This is a genomic window from Enterococcus sp. AZ063, assembly GCF_051715045.1.
Taxonomy (GTDB): Bacteria; Bacillota; Bacilli; order Lactobacillales; family Enterococcaceae; genus Enterococcus_D; species Enterococcus_D casseliflavus.
This window is the reverse complement of record NZ_JBIOTA010000001.1, coordinates 3,114,578-3,134,927: the sequence shown is the minus strand read 5'-3', so window position 1 is coordinate 3,134,927 and position 20,350 is coordinate 3,114,578. Positions and strand designations below refer to the sequence as shown.

General features: G+C 41.8%; 16 protein-coding genes and 1 pseudogene. 14 read left to right on the top strand and 3 right to left on the bottom strand.

What is annotated here, in order from left to right; translation table 11 throughout:
- Nucleotides 1-160 precede the first annotated feature (160 nt).
- A complete protein-coding gene (locus tag IGK61_RS14720) occupies nucleotides 161-616 on the bottom strand; it encodes a YehR family lipoprotein (protein WP_005233973.1) in 456 nt (151 codons plus the stop codon).
- A 368-nt stretch (nucleotides 617-984) separates the two neighbouring features.
- Here IGK61_RS14720 and IGK61_RS14715 point away from each other — a divergent pair, with 368 nt between their 5' ends.
- From IGK61_RS14715 to IGK61_RS14695, 5 genes are all read left to right on the top strand, one after another.
- The gene (locus IGK61_RS14715; RefSeq protein WP_005228297.1) at nucleotides 985-1,854 is read left to right on the top strand and encodes a class II fructose-bisphosphate aldolase; all 870 of its coding nucleotides are present in this window, start codon (nucleotides 985-987) and stop codon (nucleotides 1,852-1,854) included.
- Between the two features lie 173 nt (nucleotides 1,855-2,027).
- Nucleotides 2,028-3,287 carry a UDP-N-acetylglucosamine 1-carboxyvinyltransferase gene (locus IGK61_RS14710; RefSeq protein ID WP_074536819.1) on the top strand — a complete coding sequence of 420 codons (1,260 nt, stop codon included), beginning with the start codon at nucleotides 2,028-2,030 and terminating at the stop codon, nucleotides 3,285-3,287.
- 2 nt (nucleotides 3,288-3,289) lie between these two features.
- Nucleotides 3,290-4,585 (top strand): transcription termination factor Rho, encoded by a 1,296-nt coding sequence (rho, locus tag IGK61_RS14705; protein WP_005228301.1) that lies wholly within the window; start codon nucleotides 3,290-3,292, stop codon nucleotides 4,583-4,585.
- Between the two features lie 99 nt (nucleotides 4,586-4,684).
- A complete protein-coding gene (locus IGK61_RS14700; RefSeq protein ID WP_005233979.1) occupies nucleotides 4,685-4,948 on the top strand; it encodes a type B 50S ribosomal protein L31 in 264 nt (87 codons plus the stop codon).
- Between the two features lie 492 nt (nucleotides 4,949-5,440).
- Nucleotides 5,441-6,067, top strand: a complete 627-nt coding sequence (locus tag IGK61_RS14695) for a restriction endonuclease (protein WP_074535403.1) — start codon at nucleotides 5,441-5,443, stop codon at nucleotides 6,065-6,067.
- Between the two features lie 140 nt (nucleotides 6,068-6,207).
- Here IGK61_RS14695 and IGK61_RS14690 read toward each other — a convergent pair whose 3' ends face one another.
- Nucleotides 6,208-7,107: a LysR family transcriptional regulator gene (locus IGK61_RS14690; RefSeq protein ID WP_074535404.1), complete on the bottom strand. Its 900-nt coding sequence runs from the start codon at nucleotides 7,105-7,107 to the stop codon at nucleotides 6,208-6,210.
- 236 nt (nucleotides 7,108-7,343) lie between these two features.
- Here IGK61_RS14690 and IGK61_RS14685 point away from each other — a divergent pair, with 236 nt between their 5' ends.
- From IGK61_RS14685 to IGK61_RS14645, 9 genes and pseudogenes are all read left to right on the top strand, one after another.
- The gene (locus tag IGK61_RS14685) at nucleotides 7,344-8,195 is read left to right on the top strand and encodes a sugar phosphate isomerase/epimerase family protein (protein WP_074535405.1); all 852 of its coding nucleotides are present in this window, start codon (nucleotides 7,344-7,346) and stop codon (nucleotides 8,193-8,195) included.
- A gap of 28 nt (nucleotides 8,196-8,223) precedes the next feature.
- Complete coding sequence (aroE, locus tag IGK61_RS14680; protein WP_074535406.1) at nucleotides 8,224-9,072, top strand: shikimate dehydrogenase; 849 nt, start codon at nucleotides 8,224-8,226, stop codon at nucleotides 9,070-9,072.
- 87 nt (nucleotides 9,073-9,159) lie between these two features.
- Nucleotides 9,160-10,443, top strand: a complete 1,284-nt coding sequence (locus tag IGK61_RS14675; RefSeq protein ID WP_015510311.1) for an MFS transporter — start codon at nucleotides 9,160-9,162, stop codon at nucleotides 10,441-10,443.
- 115 nt (nucleotides 10,444-10,558) lie between these two features.
- Nucleotides 10,559-11,886 (top strand): annotated as a pseudogene (locus IGK61_RS14670) (citrate transporter).
- A gap of 17 nt (nucleotides 11,887-11,903) precedes the next feature.
- The gene (locus IGK61_RS14665) at nucleotides 11,904-14,024 is read left to right on the top strand and encodes a hydantoinase/oxoprolinase family protein (protein WP_430605809.1); all 2,121 of its coding nucleotides are present in this window, start codon (nucleotides 11,904-11,906) and stop codon (nucleotides 14,022-14,024) included.
- A gap of 24 nt (nucleotides 14,025-14,048) precedes the next feature.
- Entirely contained in the window at nucleotides 14,049-14,708 is a 660-nt protein-coding gene (locus IGK61_RS14660) for a hypothetical protein (protein ID WP_074535409.1), read from the top strand.
- An 87-nt stretch (nucleotides 14,709-14,795) separates the two neighbouring features.
- Nucleotides 14,796-15,635, top strand: a complete 840-nt coding sequence (locus IGK61_RS14655; protein ID WP_074535410.1) for an SDR family NAD(P)-dependent oxidoreductase — start codon at nucleotides 14,796-14,798, stop codon at nucleotides 15,633-15,635.
- A 138-nt stretch (nucleotides 15,636-15,773) separates the two neighbouring features.
- Nucleotides 15,774-18,689: an NADH-dependent flavin oxidoreductase gene (locus tag IGK61_RS14650; protein WP_074535411.1), complete on the top strand. Its 2,916-nt coding sequence runs from the start codon at nucleotides 15,774-15,776 to the stop codon at nucleotides 18,687-18,689.
- Between the two features lie 572 nt (nucleotides 18,690-19,261).
- Entirely contained in the window at nucleotides 19,262-19,507 is a 246-nt protein-coding gene (locus IGK61_RS14645) for a hypothetical protein (RefSeq protein ID WP_016608418.1), read from the top strand.
- A 27-nt stretch (nucleotides 19,508-19,534) separates the two neighbouring features.
- Here IGK61_RS14645 and IGK61_RS14640 read toward each other — a convergent pair whose 3' ends face one another.
- Nucleotides 19,535-20,308: a MurR/RpiR family transcriptional regulator gene (locus IGK61_RS14640; RefSeq protein WP_167826900.1), complete on the bottom strand. Its 774-nt coding sequence runs from the start codon at nucleotides 20,306-20,308 to the stop codon at nucleotides 19,535-19,537.
- Nucleotides 20,309-20,350: the final 42 nt, after the last annotated feature.

The window sequence follows — 20,350 nt, the reverse complement described above, 5'->3', positions numbered from 1 at the left end:
ACTTGCGAGAGCGTTGGTAGAAGGTATCTGTTTCTGCACACAAAAAACTTCCGTCAAAACGACCGGAAGTTTCTGGCTGATGCATTATTTTTTTCGCTAACAGTTTGAATGAAATCCGCCAGCGGGAAACCCATGTTGATTTGCTGGTGCCTAGAGAGGATTATTCTTTTAGCTTATACCCTTGGTCTAAGAGCATTTCCTCTGTACGTTCCATGCTGATCCCATTTTCAGTGTTTCCTTCGAAACTAACCCCAGGCAATTGTTTCGCTGAATCATAATCCAACTCATCATAATTGATGGTCAAGGATTCAGTCGCTTCACTATCTGTATAGTCGAGGGAATAGTCCAACCCTTTGACTTGCTGATACTGTTCTGCGATCGGATCAAGTACCGTCTGTGCTTCTTCTTTAGTCGTTACCCCGATCGCTGAATAAGGCATGACATTGTTCGCAGTCTGAGTTTTTACTTTATCGCCTTCATAAGTGAAGACCAGTTCCATCGAAACCCCATTTTGATCCATTGTGAATGTTTTGGTTTCTTCCTTGGCCCCCGAGCTACAGCTTGCCAAGAAAAGAACTCCGATGACTGCCAAAAATCCAATAAGTGCTTTTTTCATTTTATCCCTCCTTTTTTACATAATAATATAGCCGCTTTCACAAGGCTATTCTTATGCTCAAAAGAGAAGAAGAAAGGATTTGCTGGAAGATTATGATAAAATAACGAAAAAATATGTGAAATTTTTCTCGAATTTTCACATGCCGATTTGTTATCTAACGACCGCAGACAGAAGAGCAAAACCTTACAGAATCGTAGACTTTCAGAAAAGATGATGAAAATGCTGGATTTTTATATTTGTGCAATCTTTTTTTGAAAAGAGAAATTCCTCTTTTTAGTAGCAAATACCGCAAATCTTTGCTAAAATAGCATTGTCGGTTAAGCATTGCTTAACAAATAAAGTTTTTCAAAACTTAGGAGGAATTTTTTATGCCAGTAGTATCAGGAGCTGAATTCTTAAAAGCTGCTCGTCAAGGCGGATATGCAGTCGGCGGATTCAACACAAACAACTTAGAATGGACACAAGCGATTTTAAAAGCTGCTGAAGCGAAAAAAGCGCCAGTTCTAATCCAAACTTCAATGGGTGCTGCCAAATATATGGGCGGATACAAAGTTGCTAAAGACATCGTTACAAACTTGGTTGATTCAATGAACATCACTGTTCCAGTTGCAATCCACTTAGACCACGGTGATTATGATGCAGCAATGGAATGTATCGAAGTTGGTTACACTTCTGTTATGTTTGATGGCTCTCACTTACCATTTGAAGAAAACTTGAAATTGGCTAAAGAAGTTGTCGAAAAAGCACACGCAAAAGGCGTTTCTGTTGAGTGTGAAGTTGGTTCAATCGGCGGAGAAGAAGATGGAATCATCGGTTCTGGCGAATTAGCTGACATCGAAGAATGTAAACAAATGGTTGCAACTGGTATTGATTACCTAGCTTGCGGAATTGGTAACATTCACGGTCAATACCCTGAAAACTGGAAAGGCCTTGCTTTTGATCACTTACAAGCAATCGCTGATGCAGTAGGTTCTGATGTACCATTAGTATTACACGGTGGTTCTGGTATTCCTCAAGACCAAATCGAAAAAGCAATCTCAATGGGTGTTTCTAAAGTAAACGTAAATACTGAATTCCAATTATCATTTGCTAAAGCAACTCGTGAATACATCGAAGCTGGCAAAGATAAAGAAGGTAAAGGATTCGACCCTCGTAAATTATTAGCACCAGGTGTTGCTGCAATCGTTAAAGATGCAGAAGAACACATCGACTGGTTCGGTTCAGCTGGTAAAGCTTAATCTTAATCAAAGATCAAAACTCTTAGAATCACTGATTCTAAGAGTTTTTTTGTTTTCCAAGAAAATATTCTTGATGCGGGGATCAAAAATATCCTGCATCTTTTTTCTTTGAGTGATCTGTGCTAAAATTGGAATGATACACATAAATTAAAAAAGAGTATAGGTGGAATTCCATGAAAAAAATTGTCATCAACGGCAATCGTCCCTTAAAAGGTGAAGTCACCATTAGCGGCGCAAAAAACAGTGCAGTCGCATTGATCCCGGCAGCGATCTTAGCTGATTCACCGGTCATTTTAGAAGGAGTGCCTGACATCCAAGATGTGCACTCATTAATTGAGATTATCGAAATCATGGGTGTGAAGACCCATTTTGAAAACAATACGCTAGAGATCGATCCGACAAACATCGTTTCGATCCCGATGCCTAACGGAAAAATCAACAGTTTACGAGCTTCTTACTATTTCATGGGGGCATTGTTGGCGAAGTTTGGTGAAGGCGTCGTTGGATTGCCTGGCGGCTGCTTCTTAGGCCCGCGACCAATCGATTTGCATATCAAAGGCTTCGAAGCACTTGGCGCAAAAGTCACCAATGAACATGGTGCTATGTATTTGCGTACCGAAGAAGAAGGCTTGGCTGGCGAACGAATCTTCCTAGATATGGTCTCCATCGGAGCAACCATCAATGTGATGCTGGCAGCAGTAAAAGCGAAAGGCAAAACGATCATTGAAAATGCCGCACGAGAACCTGAGATCATTGATGTTGCGACCCTTTTAAATAATATGGGAGCGAAAATCAGAGGTGCAGGTACCAATGAAATTCGTATCGAAGGCGTGGAAGAATTGCACGGTTGTCGTCATTCCATCATTCCAGACCGGATCGAAGCAGGAACCTACCTTTCTTTAGCCGCAGCAGCGGGGGAAGGCATTACTGTCAAAAATGTGATTTATGAGCATTTAGAAAGCTACATTGCGAAATTGGAAGAAATTGGCGTACGAATGGATATCAGCGAAGATGAAATCTATGTGCATCCCTCAAAAGACTTGAAACCAGCGACTGTGAAAACTTATCCTTATCCAGGATTTGCCACAGACCTGCAACAGCCGATCACACCATTATTGCTAAAAGCAAACGGAACATCGGAGATCATGGACACGATTTACGCCAAACGGGTCAACCATATTCCTGAATTAGCACGGATGGGCGCACAAGCAACGACAGAAGGCAACATGATTTTTGTTAGCGGACCGAGTCAATTGCACGGAGCAGAAGTTGTCGCTTCTGATTTGCGAGCAGGAGCTTGCCTTGTCATTGCCGGATTGATGGCGACTGGCACGACCAGCGTCTTTAATGTCGAGTATATTTTGCGCGGCTATGATCATATCATCGAAAAACTAACGGCTCTTGGAGCTGATATTCAAATGATAGAGGAGTAATTATGAGCGATTATCTTACGATGGCAGAGTTGGAAAACAAAACCTTAAAAGAGATCTACACCTTTGCCAAAGAGTTTCGAATTCCTTATTACAGCCAGATGAATAAAAAAGAATTGTCATTGGCTGTGATACGGGCGCAGGCGGAAAAACAAGGCTTCTTTTATATGGAAGGAATCTTGGATATCGTAGGCCAAGAAGGCTACGGTTTTTTACGCCCAATCAACTACGGACCGAGTGCAGAAGATATCTATATTTCTTCTTCTCAGATTCGTCGGTTTAGTTTGCGTAATGGTGATAAAGTCGCCGGTAAGGCGCGCCCGCCCAAGGAATCTGAGCGCTATTATGGATTGATGCACGTTGAGTCTGTTAATGGCAAAGATCCAGAAGATGCCAAAGAGCGTCCGCATTTTCCAGCGCTGACGCCGCTTTATCCGAATCGTCATTTAAAATTAGAAACAACGTCAGGACGCCTTTCTACGCGGATGATCGACATGCTGTCGCCAGTGGGGTTTGGACAACGGGGACTGATCGTTGCTCCGCCTAAAGCTGGGAAAACCAGTATCTTGAAAGAAATTGCCAATGGGATCACTGACAACTATCCTGAGGTGGAATTGATCGTTCTTTTGATCGACGAGCGCCCAGAAGAAGTGACTGATCTGGAACGCAGTGTCAAAGGCGATGTTGTTTCTTCAACCTTTGACCTGCAGCCTAGCAACCATACCCGTGTTTCTGAATTGGTACTAGAACGGGCGATGCGTTTGGTAGAAGACAAGCGTGATGTCGTGATTCTGATGGATAGTATCACTCGTTTGGCAAGAGCCTACAACTTAGTGGTACCTCCAAGCGGACGTACACTAAGCGGCGGGATCGATCCAGCTGCTTTGTACAAACCAAAGAAATTTTTTGGTGCTGCCCGTAATATTGAAGAAGGCGGCAGCTTGACGATTCTTGCCACCGCACTGGTGGATACCGGCAGCCGCATGGATGATGTCATCTATGAAGAGTTTAAAGGAACCGGCAATATGGAGCTGCAGCTTTCTCGCAGCTTAGCAGAACGTCGGATCTTCCCAGCGATCGACATCAAGAAATCTGGTACCCGTAAAGAGGAATTGCTGATGAGCAGCGAGCAATTGGAAGAAACCTGGCGCTTACGCAACAACATGTTGGGGGATTCCTTGGAGTTCACAGAACAATTCATTCAATTCTTGCGTAAAACAAAGAACAATGAAGAGTTTTTAGCGGCTTTTCATGATGTCCATTTCGGAGACAAACGGCAAAAAAGAAATATAAAAAGATAATTGCATCTAAAAACCAAACATGGTAAGATAGTCATGTTGTAAAATCGACAAATCAACTCTGGTGAAGCAAATGAGCCAGGGCAAAGGAGAGAAGAAGAAATGAAACAAGATATCCATCCAGATTATCATCCAGTTGTATTCATGGACTCAACTACTGGTTTCAAATTCTTATCAGGTTCTACAAAGAATTCTCAAGAAACTGTTGAGTGGGAAGACGGCAACACGTATCCATTGATCCGTGTCGAAGTAACTTCTGATTCACATCCATTCTACACTGGACGTCAAAAATTCACACAAGCAGACGGACGTGTGGACCGTTTCAACAAAAAATACGGTCTCAAAGACACAAACGCTGCAGAATAAGACAAATAACTGCAAATGTTGTTTCGACAACATTTCAGAGGTTTCCCTTTTACATGGGAAACCTTTTTTTGTTTTTATAGGTAATAGACACGCAACTGCTAAAGCGAAAGAAACCATTCAGAATCTGTTACAAGTAAAGTAAGAGGACTCAATAGATCAGTAAGACAAGAATGTGGAAATTAGCACTATAACGAATCCTATCTAGAAATTTTTTAAAATGAAGCAGTGATCAAGAGTGATTTGATTTAACCTTCGATTGTTATTGAATATTCAAGCTTCAATTGACTTTTAACTTAAATAAAATTATCATTAAATTAATAATATCCGTTTATAAGTTTCTTATTTTGACTTATTTCGCCGAATTCAAACGATTTTTTGAGAAAAGTAGATTTTTCCTCTCTTAAGAACCAGTTTCTATTCTACATAATTAAAAACCACTCACTAGCTATGCTTTAACTAATCACATCCAAAACAATCAAGAAAGGAAGAGACATGTTTTCATTTAAGAAAAAGAAGGAAGTCATTAATTTCCCAGAACTAAGCAACCATAATGAACGTACATACCCGAAAAAATTGAAAAAGATTGTGGCTCAATTAGAAACCTGTAAATCTGAGGATTTGAATTATATTGCTGAATGTATTTTACAAAAGATGGGATATACCGTCCAAAACATCGATGGTTACAAAGATGGTGGTATTGATGTGTATGCTTTTTCTAATAATAAAAAGGCAATTGCGGTCCAATGTAAAGCTTGGAATCCGCAAAAGACAACGGAGCGGATCAGTAAGCCACTCGTTGCCGCATTTAAAGGGATTTTTCCAGACAAAGGGTTTCCCAATGGGCTTTTCATCACAACACATTTTTTTACAGATCAAGCTTTAGAAATATCCGGTGAGAATTTACTGTTGGTTGACAGGAAAAAGCTGATTGAGCTGCTTGCGCATTTTTATCCAGAAATGATCAGTGAGTTATTTTATTATAAAACCTTGACTGAATTAGAAGATTGCAAGAGTTGTAAAAATGGGAAGAAGTTGAAACTTTACAATAAGAAGAAACGCAACTATTACTATATCTGTGAAACATGTGGAGAGTATAGCTCGTTTAATTATTCATCATGAGAAAAAGGGATAATAGAATAAGCAATAAAAAACAGACATTCCATTAATGAATGTCTGTTTTTTATTAAGTGAAAACGCCAAAAGAAGGTGGGAACGTAGTTTTATTCATATTTCTAAAGCTTTGTTTTTCACCCAGCCACTCAATAAACGATCTGTTTAGGATCTGCATGGGCCAAAATAAAGTCTTTGAAATTACTGACAACAGGCGGCAGGTAGGTTTCTTTGTTATAGGCTAAATAAAAGTATCGTTCCCAACTGATGTCTTTGAGTTTGATACGTTTGAGGGGCAAAGAGTCGAGCATCGTCATATTGGGAATGATCGCAATCCCCAATCCTTGACTGACTAGTCCAGCGATCACTTGATCGATCTTGACCTCATAAGCAACTTGATAGCTGACGTTGTTGCGTTGATAAAGGTCATCGATGATTTCACGTAAGGCACTTTTTTTGCTGAAAATAATCTGAGGATATTCTGCTAAGTCTTCCAAAGAGACTTCATCAAATTGTGCCAGAGGATGGTTCAACGCCGTGATTACGACAAGCTCTTGACTCGCAATCGGGACGAATTCAATGGTTGGTTCATTGATGATGTAAGAACAAATACCGAGATCATAACGCAAGGTTTTCAATCCTTGAACTGTTTCGGTACTGACGCTATCTGAATGAAATTCGAATTGAATCTTTTTTTCAGGATTTGCTTCAAGGAACTGTTTAGTGACTTTTGGTACGTAAGAGGTACCAAGGACTTGTAAAAAAGCAAAGCTGATATGCCCAAAGCCTTTACTGATTTTTGTTACTGTATCAATGCCGGAATCTAAATTTTCTAATGTTCGTATAACATGCTCATGAAAAATTTTTCCTGGTTTGGTTAGGGCGACGTTTCGTCCGTTTTTTTCAAAGAGTTGGACACCTAACTCATCTTCCAAGAGGGAAATTGCATTACTGAGGCTTGGCTGTGTAATGTTGAGCAATTTGCTCGAACGAGTATAATGTTCTTCTCTAGCAAGGACATCAAAATACTTCAAATGCTGAAGATTCATAGAAACCTCCTCTAAAACCCTTCTTTTTTTATCAGTATATCATAAGACTTATATCTTTTATCTATAGATTCATAAAGAAAAAACAATTAGAAGTGCTGAAACGGAAAAGCTATAATAACGGTAACAAACATTGTGAATAAAAACACAATTACTGCGACCGCTTTTTAGTTCGTGTTTTTATTTCCAGCTGTAAACCAAGTAGTAGTTGTTTACAGACTTTTAAAGGGGGAAATAACATGAGAAACGTTCCATTGACAATCAGTTCATACACATTAGGAACAGAGATCAATTTTGAAGACAGAGTGAAGATTGCGAAAGAAGCAGGATATGATGGGATCGGTTTACGTGCGGAGACCTATATGCTTGCTGTGAAGCAAGGCTATTCTGATGAGCGGATGCTTGAAATTCTTGCAGAACATGACATGAAAGTAACCGAGGTCGAATATATCACCTTGTGGGCTGATCCAAATAAAACGATGGAAACACCGGAAACACTGCTGCAACAATTTAAAGAGCAAACGATCTATCATATGGCACGTTTGTTTGGTGTTGGGCACATCAATTGTGGCTTAATGGAAAAATACCCAGCAGAGGTTCATATCCAAGCCTTTAAAGAACTATGTACACGAGCAAAAGAATTAGTCATTGGGTTAGAATTCATGCCTTATAGCGGTGTTCCTGATCTAGCTAGTGCATGGAATATTGTCAAAGAGGCAGATTGTGAAAATGGGATGCTGATCCTAGATACATGGCACTGGGCGAGAGCCAACATGACAGCAGCTGACTTGGAAGGGATCCCAGCGGAGAAAGTTGTTTCGATCCAAATTTGTGATGTTTTAGAAAGACGATATCCTGATACGATCTTACGCGATGAGTCGATGCACGATCGCTTATGTCCAGGAACAGGATGGGGTGATACCGAAGGCTTCTTACGGGCACTAAAAGCACACGGCATCAAGCCTCGTGTTGTAGGCACGGAAGTGATTTCTGATCCGATTTTAAGTCAAGGCTATCAAAAAGCAGCAGAGCAAAATTACAAAACGAGTATTAAAGTGATCCAAAACGCATGGCCAGAATTGCTTGCGTAAAAAAATCAAATAGAAAAGAGGAAATACGATGAGCGAAAAAATTTCGGGAAAAACGAAGCTCTTAGGATTGATCGGTACACCTGTTGGGCATTCTGGTTCGCCAGCCATGTATAATTATGGCTTTGACCAGCTTGATATCGATGCAGTTTATTTAGCTTTTGACATCAAAGAAGACCAAGTTGCCCAAGCGATCGAGGCGTTCCGAACCTTCAAAATGAGTGGGAATGTCACGATGCCATGCAAAACGGCAGCCGCAGAATATATGGATGAATTAACACCTGCTGCAAAAATGGTGGGTGCGATCAATACCATCGTCAATGATGAAGGTAAGCTCGTCGGTCACATTACCGATGGTGTCGGCTTTGTTGATAATCTGCAAGCCCACGATGTAAAAATGAAGGATCAAAAATTTGTTGTAATTGGAGCTGGAGGAGCTGCCACGGCGATTCAAGTCCAGTTGGCGATCGAAGGCGCAGCCTCTATTGCGATTTTTAACATCAAAGATGCTTTTTATGAGAAAGGCAAAGAGACCGTTGCTCGCATCAAAGAGTATTACCCTGACCTAGCAATTGACATCTATGATTTGGCGGACCAAGCGTTATTAGCTGAAAAAATCAACGAAGCCGATTGTCTGGTGAATGCAACGACTGTTGGAATGGGTGAAGGAAATACAGCGACACCGATTGCAGACACCGATTTACTGCATGCAGATTTGACGGTGGCTGATGCGATCTATAACCCACCAATGACCCAGTTATTGAAAGATGCTAGCGCGAAGGGATGTAAGACTGTAGGTGGAAAAGGCATGCTTATCGGACAAGGAAAAGCCGCCTTTAAACTATTTACTGGAAAAGAATTGCCTATCAAAGCAAACTAACTAGGGACCGAGTATCCGTTTCCTACGAAATACCTTGAGGGGAACTTTCGTAGGAAAGCTGGATGTTCTTTTATAAGGAGCGTACAAATGAGAGCAAAAAAGTATATTTTGTCACTGGCAACTGTCTATATGTGTTATTTCACTCATGGAATTCAAGCCATTATTTTAAGCCAAAATGCGACTTATTTTTCGGATAAATGGGGCTATACCGATGCTTCTGCTGGAGCAGCGGCAGTATCGTTGGCAATCACTGCGACCGGATTAGGAAAATTTTTGACCGTCTGGATCGGTGGAGAAATTTCGGATAAAGTGGGACGCAAAAAAATGGCGGTCATGGGTGCTATTTTGTATACGCTATGCTTTTTAGGGTTATTACTGACGACGAACATGGTGATTGCGTCTGTCTGTGCCTTTATCGCAGGGGTGGCGACTTCTGGATTTTGGGACGCTGCGTTATATCCTGCTTCTCAAGAAGCTGCACCGAAATATGCGGCCTCAGCGATGATTGGGATCAAGTTTTTTGTTTCTCTGTCAGGAGTCATTTATCCATTACTTGTGGTGAATTTCATTGGTTCTGGAAATCAATCAATGGGGATCATCATTCCGTTAGTCCTATCGATCGTCTGCACGATTTTAGCAGCAATCGCGCCCTTCGCTTATGATGACATGATGAAAGAAAAGACTGCTACCGTCGATGGAAAAGAAACAAATGCAGTTCAAGAAGAAATCGCGGCAATGAAAGCCAAGATGCTTGTTAAGCCGAATGTTATCGTTAATTTCTTCACAATGTTCTTTGGTTTTATCTGTATGTTTATTATGTACGGTGCCCAACAGTATACCAAAGCGTTTGGGTTAACGAATGCTGGTTTGACTGAGATGCAGTCAGCAGGGCTAACATCGATCTATACTTTTGGCTCAATGGTGGCAGTTTTGTTTTGGGCAGTGATGATGGGGAAATTGCGTTGGAATCCACTGAAAGTCTTGTTTATTGATACGGTGTTTATCGCTCTTGCATTGGGGATGGTCCTAGTGATCCAACACGTGGTAGTGATTTATATCAGTATCGCATTCCTGGGCTTCTTTGCTGCCGGAGGGGCGTTGCAAACTGGGCTAGGGGTACGACAAATGTTTTGCCCTGGACCAAAAGGTCGAAATACCGGGATCTACTATACTTGGATGGGCTTAGCAAGTACCTTTTTGCCTTACATCGTTGCTTCCATGACTCGGTCTGTAGGAGAAACGCAAGCGATTTTTCTGATGATGGGCTTATTACTTGCAGCTGCTGTATTAGCGATCATCATGATGGTTTATTTGTTACTGCAACACAAAAGAGTTTTTGGCTATAGCGCATTTGATAAGTTAAAGGACTAAACGTCCTGGAGGATAGTGGCCAACCACTTCCTCCTTTTTCGCTTTTGTTAAACAGGTGACTTAGCGTATCTGGTTGCAGGTTTAAACGGCGTAAATTGTATGGAGGAGAAGAAGTATGGATAGCTTGATTGGCTTATTACTAGTAGTGTCATTTGGTGGCATGGTTTTTTATTGTATCAAAGGGTATAACCTGATGATTGGTTTTATTGTTATGGCAACGTTATGGGTGTTGTTGCCACTTATAGGGAATGTTATTTCACCCAATCCGGCTTTTGAAAACCTACCATTTACCGAGATGCTGGCACAGGTTTATCAACAGGCGCCAGAACGTTGGGGAGCTTCACAAATGAATATTTTTGTAGGAGCCTTCTTTGGTCGGATCTTGTTGGAAACTGGAATTGCGACAACCATCATTCGCAAGAGTGTGGAACTTGGCGGGGATAGTCCAGCGATTATTCTAGTAATTGTCAATTTGATTACCGGCTTTATCTTTTCATCCATGTCAGGTGCCGGATCTGTCATCGCGATCGCCGTGATCGTATTGCCGATTTTATTTTCGATTGGTATTCCTAAAGTCGTGGCATTCTTTAGTTTTTCGGCTTCCGTTGCAGCAGGTGTTTTCTTAAATCCAATCAATTTCACACAGTATCAAGCTTTTTTGGCAATGTGAATGGTGGGGTTGATTACACCTATAATGATTATTTTTCGTTTGGATTATTGGCTTTCTTTGTGATGATTCTGGTTTCTTCGATTTTTGCTATTGGGTATTTGAGAGTAGAAAGTTTGACCTATGCTTGGGCGGTTGGAGAAGAACCTAAAGTCCATGACGTGCCTAGTTTGGCGTTACTTACCCCTTTTATACCGGTCGTAGGAGTCATCATCTTTCAATTTCCAGTGATTTTTTGTTTTATTGGTGCGAGTCTTTATGCCTTGTGGATTTGTGGTGTTTTAAAGGATGGGTTCAGAAAAGATTCTCAGATTTTGACCCGTATTTTTGCAGATGGGGTCAAAGATACTGCGACCTTAGTTGCCTTTTGGATGACTCTTGCAATGTTCAATGCAGCTGCTACGTTTGCAGCACCGTATTTTGAATCATTGCTAGGAGGAATCATTCCGACGCATCCCTTAGCGCTTTGTCTGCTTTTTGGTTTTTTAGCTCCCTTGACTTGGTTTCGCGGACCCCTTTCTTTGATTGGTTGTGGCGCAGCATTGCTGGCAGTGATCAGCAATCAAACCAATTATCCAGTGACTTTTTTGTATCCGTTATTCATTTCCAACATGATCGGCATGGGACATTTTGATTTGACCATTTCTTGGAATGCTTGGGGATTAGGCTTCAATAATATCAACACGAGAGACTATATGAAAGTCGCTTTTTTACCAGGAATCGTTATTTCGCTTATTCTTGAGGTTGCGACGTTTCTGTTATATAGCCCGATTTAAAAAAGTAGGTGAAGAAAATGAGAAGAAGTGTCCGAATTGGCATCGATGTAGGCGGGACCCATACGAAAGCTGTCGCAATCAACAATGATACCCAAGAGGTGATTGGAAAATCATCTGTAAAAACGACCCACAAAAGTGAACAAGGGGTGGCAGAAGGCGTGGTTGCCTCATTTATCAAGTGTTTAGCCGAAAATCAGATCCAGCCTGAGGAAGTAGTCTTTGTCGCTCATAGTACTACTCAAGCCACCAATGCACTCTTAGAAGGTGATGTAGCAAAGGTCGGTATTATCAGTACGGCGAAAGGCGGCGTCGAAGGATGGCTAGCAAAGTGGCAAACGGCATTAAAAGATATTGATTTAGGTACGGGAAGAAGTATTGAAGTCGTGGCGCGGTTTATTCCTCAAAAAGAGCTTTCAAAGGCAACGATCGAAACGGCGTTAGCAGAACTGCAACAAGCACAGGCGCAAGTCATTGTGACTTCAGCAGCTTTTGGTGTAGATGATTTAAAAACAGAAGAAAGAATCGCTGAAGTGGCGAAACAAAAGGGTATCGAAGTGACCTTGGCGTCGGAAATGACCAAACTATATGGGTTATCCCGTAGAACCCGTACTGCTGCAATCAATGCATCGATCTTGCCAACGATGCTGGAAACGGCAAATTCAACAGAAAATAGTGTTCGCCAAGCAGGTGTGGATGTACCACTGATGATCATGCGTGGCGATGGCGGATTGATGGACATCGTTGAAATGAAAAAACGTCCGGTACTGACCATGCTTTCTGGACCAGCAGCTAGTGTGATGGGGGCATTGATGTATCTGCGAACATCAAATGGAATCTATTTTGAAGTGGGGGGGACTTCCACAAATCTTGGCGTGATCAAAAATGGTCGGCCAGTCATTGATTACTCAGAGATTGCAGGACATAAGACGTATGTCAATTCATTAGATGTTCGCGTCTTAGGTGTGGCTGGCGGCAGTATGGTTCGAGTGAACAAAAAAGGCGTGGTAGACGTCGGACCAAGAAGTGCTCATATCGCTGGTTTAGAATATAGCACGTATCTGCCAGAAGAAGAGATTATTGCGCCAGAACTGGAGCTTTATGCGCCCAAAGCAGGTGACCCAGCGGATTATGTTGCAATCAAGCTCGCTAACGGAAAACGAATCACGATCACGAATTCATGCGCTGCGAATGTCTTAGGGTATGTGACAAAGGACGATTTTTCTTATGGCAATGCCCATTCAGCCAGAAAAGCTATGCAACCTTTAGCGGAATACTTAGAAACGACAGTGGAGGATGTTGCACAACAAATTTTGGATCAAGCAGTTCAAAAAATAGCACCGGTGATTCACTCATTTGCCCGCAAGTATCAATTAGAACCAAATCAAATGACCTTAGTAGGAGTTGGAGGTGGTGTTTCTTCTCTGATCAAACATGCGGCGAAACAATTGTCATTAAATTATAAAATACCTGAAAACGCCGAAGTGATTTCATCAATTGGGGTGGCATTATCGGTGGTTCAAGATGTGGTGGAACGAATCGTTCCCAATCCAACAAAAGCCGATATTGCAGCAATCAAACAAGAAGCCGCTACTTTAGCGATCGAGAGTGGGGCAACACCCGATAGTATTGAAGTCCATATTGAGATCGATCCTCAGACGCAAAAAATCACTGCGCGAGCTTCCGGTGCCACAGCTGCTCAGGCTGCTGAGCGTCAGAATCAAATCACTCGTGAAGAAGCGCAAGAGATTGCTGTTACTGAGCTGCAAGTTGCTAGAGAAAACGTGGTTTCTTGTGCTGCAAGTGAACATTTTTATGTCTATGGCGCAGCGACAAAAAAAGGCGATCGTGTTTGTGTCATTGATCATCGAGGGTTTATTCGCGTGCAAAGAGACCATGCAGCCGTCGTGAAAACGACGATCCAAAGTTATAGTGAACAAATCGCGCGTCTTTGGGAAAGTATGGCGAACTACCAAAGTGATCTAGTGATCCGACCAGATTTTTATATTTGTGCTGGTCCTCGTCTCTTTGATTTTAGTTCGACAGATTATACCCAATTGATGATGTTGATCGATATTGAATTAAGTCAGTTGATTGGTACAGAGGAAATTATTATTATTGCGGCGAATCGATTGCAATAGTGTAGGAAGGGAGGATCTTACTCCATGAGCACAGCAGAATTTTGTCGACAGTTTTTACAACTGTGGTCTCAAGCAACCAATCCTCATTTGCAGTTGCTAAAGCAAGACCCACTTTATGCCAAAATCGACCCTGCACAGGTAGAGTACTTTATTGAAACTGCCGAAAGCATAGGCAAGAACGAAGCCTGCTGGTATCGAGAGCATCCTCAAGAATTGCAAGAAATCATTGATTCATTACAGATCAACGAACTGCCTGAAGCGCAAGCACAGCAGGAGCGCTATACCTTTGCTTTGTATAGAAAATCCGATCAAATCATGATCGATCACACGTTCTTGGCACAAGCACAGCAGTTTATCGAAGCGCAACAATTAAGTCGACTCCTGCCAACGACTACACTAATGGAAGTGGTATTGATGCATGAAATATTCCATGTGCTCGAATACCGCAAAAATCTGTGGACCGTCAAAAAGCAACTGCACTATCATATTGGATTCTTGAAAAAACAAGCACGTCTTTATTCGCTGAGTGAGATTGCAGCTGCATCCTTTGTACAAGAATTTTATCAACTTGAAAATTCGCCGATGCTGCTGGCAAGCTGCATGATTTACTGTAAAAATCCTGTGTTGGCACAAGCAATCGTCTCTGCCTCTTTAGAGAATCAAACTATTCACAGAAGCTATTGATCAATGGAAAAAAAGAATTAGTTTCTCTATCAATATCAAGGTATATTGTTAGTGAAGAATATAACAATATTAGAGGTGGGACAAATAATGGAGCAATCTTGGTTGAATCTTAAGAATGAGGTCGTAGTTATTACTGGTGCTTTAGGTGGTATGGGGAAAAAAATCGCACAGGACTTTGCTGAGCAAGGCGCGCAACTTGCATTAGTTGATTTGCATGAGGAAAACCTTGCCAACTACGCAGTGAAACTAGCGGATGAGTTCGGTGTGAAAGTAAACAGTTATGTCTGCAATTCGACGATCGAAGCGCAGGTAGATGCATTGGCAGAAAAGGTCAAAGAAGATTTTGGCCGCATTGATGTTTTGGTAAACACAGCTGCTATTTTGAAATTTTCATTGCTTGAGGATCTACCATTTGAAGAATGGAAACAAGTGATCGACGTCAACTTAAATGGTTACTTCTTGGTTTCTCAAAGAATCGGACGAGTGATGATCGCACAAAAATCTGGGCGGATGGTTCATGTATCAACGATCGCTTCAATCAGCCCTGAAACATATTCTGGTGCATATAGCCCAAGCAAAGCAGGAGTCAACATGATGTCGAAACAAATGGCAGCAGAATGGGGACAATATGGGATTCGCAGCAATTGTGTTTTGCCGTGTTTTGTGAAGACGCCTTTATCCGCAAGCTTCTATGCAGATCGAGAAGTTGAAGAAGGGCGCAAACGCTTGACGGCCAACAAACGAATCGGTGATGTGCAAGACATTGCCAATGCGGTCCTTTACCTAGCTAGCGAACGTTCTGATTACACGAATGGTCATGAACTTCGGGTAGAAGGTGGTTTTGGAATAATGATGGGGGATCAAGTACCAAAACCTGGTGGACGGAAACAGTATGCCATCAATTCTCGTCCAGAAAATCAAAACTAACGGGGAAATGAAATAGAAAACAATTGAATAAGAAGTACACTCATCCTTTCCTAATATTTAGAAAAAGATGGGTGTATTTCGTGATGCCTTAATACATGCGGTCTGACGAAGCAAGCTATTTGAAAGGAATTGATTTTTATGAAAAAAAAATTATTTGAACCGATCAAACTATCTTCTGGCGTTGAACTTAAAAATCGACTCGTTATGGCACCTATGACGACCCAATCTGCTTTTTACGATGGTGAGATAACGGAAGAGATCATTGAATACTATCGCTGTCGTGCCGGTGGAGCTGCGGCAGTGATCGTAGAAAGCTGTTTTATCGAAGAACATGGGCGTGGGTTTCCGGGAGCACTCGGGGTAGATACGGACAAGAAAATTGCTGGGCTCACTAGATTAGCAAAAGCCATCAAAGAAAAAGGATCGAAAGCGATCCTGCAAATTTATCATGCTGGACGAATGGCTTGGCCTGAGTACAATGGTGGAGCACACCCGATTTGCGCAAGTCCCGTCGCAGCTTTACGACCGAATGCACCTGTGCCGAAAGAAATGAGTGATGATGAGATCCTAACGATGATCCAACGATTTGGAGACGCGACTAGGCGTGCGATCAAAGCTGGTTACGATGGTGTAGAGATACATGGTGCGAATACTTTTTTGATCCAACAATTCTTCTCGCCCCACTCAAATCTCAGAAACGACCATTGGGGAGGCAGTCTGGAAAAAAGAGCGCACTTTCCACTAGCCGTATTAGAAGAAGTTCAGCGGGTCCGTCAAGAAGAAGCTGCTGAGGGCTTTATTATCGGCTATCGTTTTTCGCCAGAAGAAATGGAAAAGCCTGGGATTTGTTTTGAAGAAACGATGTACTTGTTGAATCAACTAGCGAAAAGCAAGCCAGAGTACCTTCATTTTTCAATGGGAACGTACCAACGAAGCTCTATTATCGATACCGAGAGCAGCGAACCATTAATTGTGAAGTTTTTAACAATGCGTTCGCCTGAACTTTCTACTATTCCGATTGTAGGAGTGGGCTCTATCTTGCAACGAGAAGACGCAGAAGCAGCATTGGAAATTGGCTACGATTTGCTCGCCATCGGGAAAGGGTTTTTAGTCGAACCTAATTGGGTTCAGATGATCGCCGAGAAGAAAGTTGTTCGTCATTTTGCTCTTAGTCATGCGCAAAGTGAGTTGAAAATCCCAACACCATTGTGGCAGTTTATGGAAGAAATGGTCATTGATCCAGAAGAGGAGAAACAAAAGCATGAACGCTTGAAAGAACTCCAAAAGCGGAAAGTTGCTTACCAACCGGGGACATATCTTGTACAAGCCCAAGGGCATAATAGTCCAATCGAAATGCAAGTGACGTTTTCAAAAGAGAAGATTGAAAAGATCACCATTGATAAAGGCAATGAATCTGAAGGCTTGTCTGATTTAGTCTTTACGCGAATCCCGGAACAGATCATTGAAGGGCAGACATTGAATGTCGATGCTGTTTCTGGTGCTTCTGCTTCCAGTCAAGGGGTGATCGCAGGCGTGGAAGAAGCGGTAAAACTTGCGGGCGCCGATGTAGAAGTCCTCAAAGCACGGCCAAAGCCAGTCGTGTCTTGGTCAGAAGAGGTGGTTGAAGAATCAGTTGATGTAGTGATCATTGGTTCAGGAGCTGCTGGGCTTGCTGCTGCACTGCGGGCGGATCAATTAGGATTAAAAGTCATTTTAATGGAAAAATTGAGTTTTGTTGGCGGAGCGATCTCTATTAGTGGTGGAAACCAAGTCGTAACTGGTTCGAAACTACAACAAGTAGCTGGTGTAAAAGATGATACGCCGGCAGCCATGGTGGCTGATTTTCTAGAAAACGGAAATGGGCTGAACGATCAAAAACTTTTGACCCTTTTCGCTGAGAATATAGGAGAAACCACAGATTGGGTCCATGAGTACTTAGGTGTGGCGTACGATATAAAACAAGGGCTGCACGTTTTAGCAGAATATCTAAAAAATCGTGAACTTGCCTATCAAGGGGGCGGTGCTGGATTTGCCCAAACCGTCCGTAAAACATTACAAAATAGTGGGGTTCAGGTCTTACTACAAACGAAAGCCCAACAGCTATTAGTAGATGATCAAAATAATGTCATAGGCGTCAAAGCCCTTGAAGAATCAGGGAAAACGTATATGATCTACGCCTCAACTGTCATTGTGACAACCGGTGGCTATGGGAATAATGCCGCTTTACTCAAGGAAAGATTCAAGCAAATTTTGTATTATGGACCAAAATCTGCCACCGGCGATGGTCTTTTGATGGCAACGATCCCTGCTTTAAAAGCACAAACGCGAGCGATGGATCAAGGGAAAATCTATCCGAATGGATTGGAAATTTCTCAAGGTGTGGCGAAATCAACGATTGGCGGCAATCTGATCGTGCTGAAAGAAAATGGTATTCTAGTGAATCAACTTGGAAAGCGGGTAGTCAACGAACGAGCTAGTAACAAGAAAGTATTAGAAGCATTATTAAAACAAACCCCGCCAATGCTGTATTTATTGCTAGACGGCAAACACTTTGAGCATTTTAGCCAAGGCGTAGCAGAAGGAGGAATCACCAGTGAAGAGTTGGCTTGTTGGATTGCTCAAGAGGGGAAGGCCACGCCTCGCATCCTTAAAGCAGCCACATTAGAACAGTTAGCCATCAAAGCGCAGATGCCTGTAGAACAATTGATCGAAACAGTGGATAATTTTAACTACTGGGTAGCGCAAGGTAGAGATGAAGAATTTCACCGTGCAACTGAATACTTGCAAGAACCGATTGGTGTAGGACCTTATTATCTTATCGAACAAAAACCTCGGTTTGCGACTACTTTGGGTGGACTAGCGGTCAATCGCTCGTTACAAGTTTTGAATCAGCAAAACCAGCCCATTAAAGGGCTCTATGCTGCAGGTGAGGTAGTGGGAGGCGTCATGGGATCAGACTCTCCATCTGGTGCCAATAATGCCTGGGCATTGACTTCTGGTAAACTAGCAGCAGAAGCTGTTTGGGAAGTGACGAAAGGACCGAAAAAAGCGTAGGATCCGCTTTTTAGCTTTATTACTAAATTGAGAAAACAGTGTCGATGACTGATCGTCTAGGAGAATCCTTCTATATACTCTTCCTGAAAATTGGCTAGAATCTGAGCGATTTAGGTCGTTTCTCTGGACAATCAAATCAGCAAAAAAACCAGAACGATCCTTTGGGAGGTTCTGGTTTTTTGTTTTTTTTATGTGATTTTAACAAACTTGTCGTATACGACTGGTTGATCGCCTGTAGCCACTGTCTATCTACTTTGCAAAAAAACATAAGTGGTACATCGTTCCACCTCGGACTTGGAAGAGTGATCGGCGAACGCACGGGCATCCACAAAGGTTGGTGCGAAGATGGGGACGGTATCACCGACATCAAAGGTGCATATGTTGCTTTCGCTAGACTTGATAAAGAGCAAAAGAACAGCGATTTGTTTGAAGGTGGACGCAAATTGTGTGTCCAATAGCTTCTAAATCGGGTGTAATGACTAAAACAGTCTCGTTTGTTTCGGTAGGTTCGTAGCCAGCTTCCCGTGTTTTTGACGATTTAAAGTGTATTTGAATAGAAGAAAACGTAAGAAATGGCAATCAAGCAAACCAACAATAAACCAGAGAGTGACAGAAAAAGCAGCATGATTCGTTTCTTCTTCAACCCAAGTACAAGTATTACTACATTCAATAGAAAGAAAACAAGTAAAATCGCTAAATATTCCATAACTGGTCCTCTTTTACGTTTTTATTTATCTTACCAGAGATTGGCGGCTTTTCCTAGCAGAAATTGGCTGAAAATGGCTTATTCAAGCGTCTTTCAAAATACTGTAAGTTAAATGAATGAAGGAAAATCAGGAGAACTTTTATGGCTCTGAGACGCTTGCGGCTTGTTTTTGCCAAGCATCATATTTTAACAATAAGTACTCGATCACAAAGAAAAGTGTGGCGGTCGTTTCAAAGGGAGCGATCGCATTTTCGGTTGACTGGATCTCTGGATTTAAAAAGAAAATCGTTTCAGAACAAAGTTTAGAAACCGTTGAGTTTCTCAGCTTCGTAATCCCGATCGTGTGGATGTTGCGCTGTTTCAGTTGCTTTGCTAGTTTGACAACGGTGGGTGACTCACCATTTAAAGTAATCAAAATCACTAAATCATCTGGCTCGATGATGCGATAAAATTGTTCATTGACTGAGATCGCACCAAAATCGTAGACAAGTAGTCCATTAGGCAAAAATAAGAGTTTCATATAATTGGAAACAAGGTTTTGAATGTCCCCTGAACCATAGACAAAGATTCGTTTGGCATGAGCCATCATCTTGCACAATGCTGTAAAATCTTTCTTTTTTAAATTTTCAATCGTTTGAATATGATTGTCTAGAATTTCGCCTTCAATCTCAGAGAGTAGGGCATTTTCTTGTTGTACCTCGTTCTTTAAATGGTATTTGAATTCTGAAAAACCATCAAAGCCGATTTTTTGACAAAAGCGCATAATCGTCGTCCTAGAAACGATGCACTCCTTGGCTAAATCATTGATGGACATTGCCAAGCAGTGCTTTTTGTGAGTGGTGATGTAGGACCAGATCAAAAAGTCATTCTCGGTTAATCTTGACTGGTAGGTAGTGATACGGTCTTGCAGCATAGGCTATCTCCTCATTTTATCTCTCCATTGATAATGTGTGAC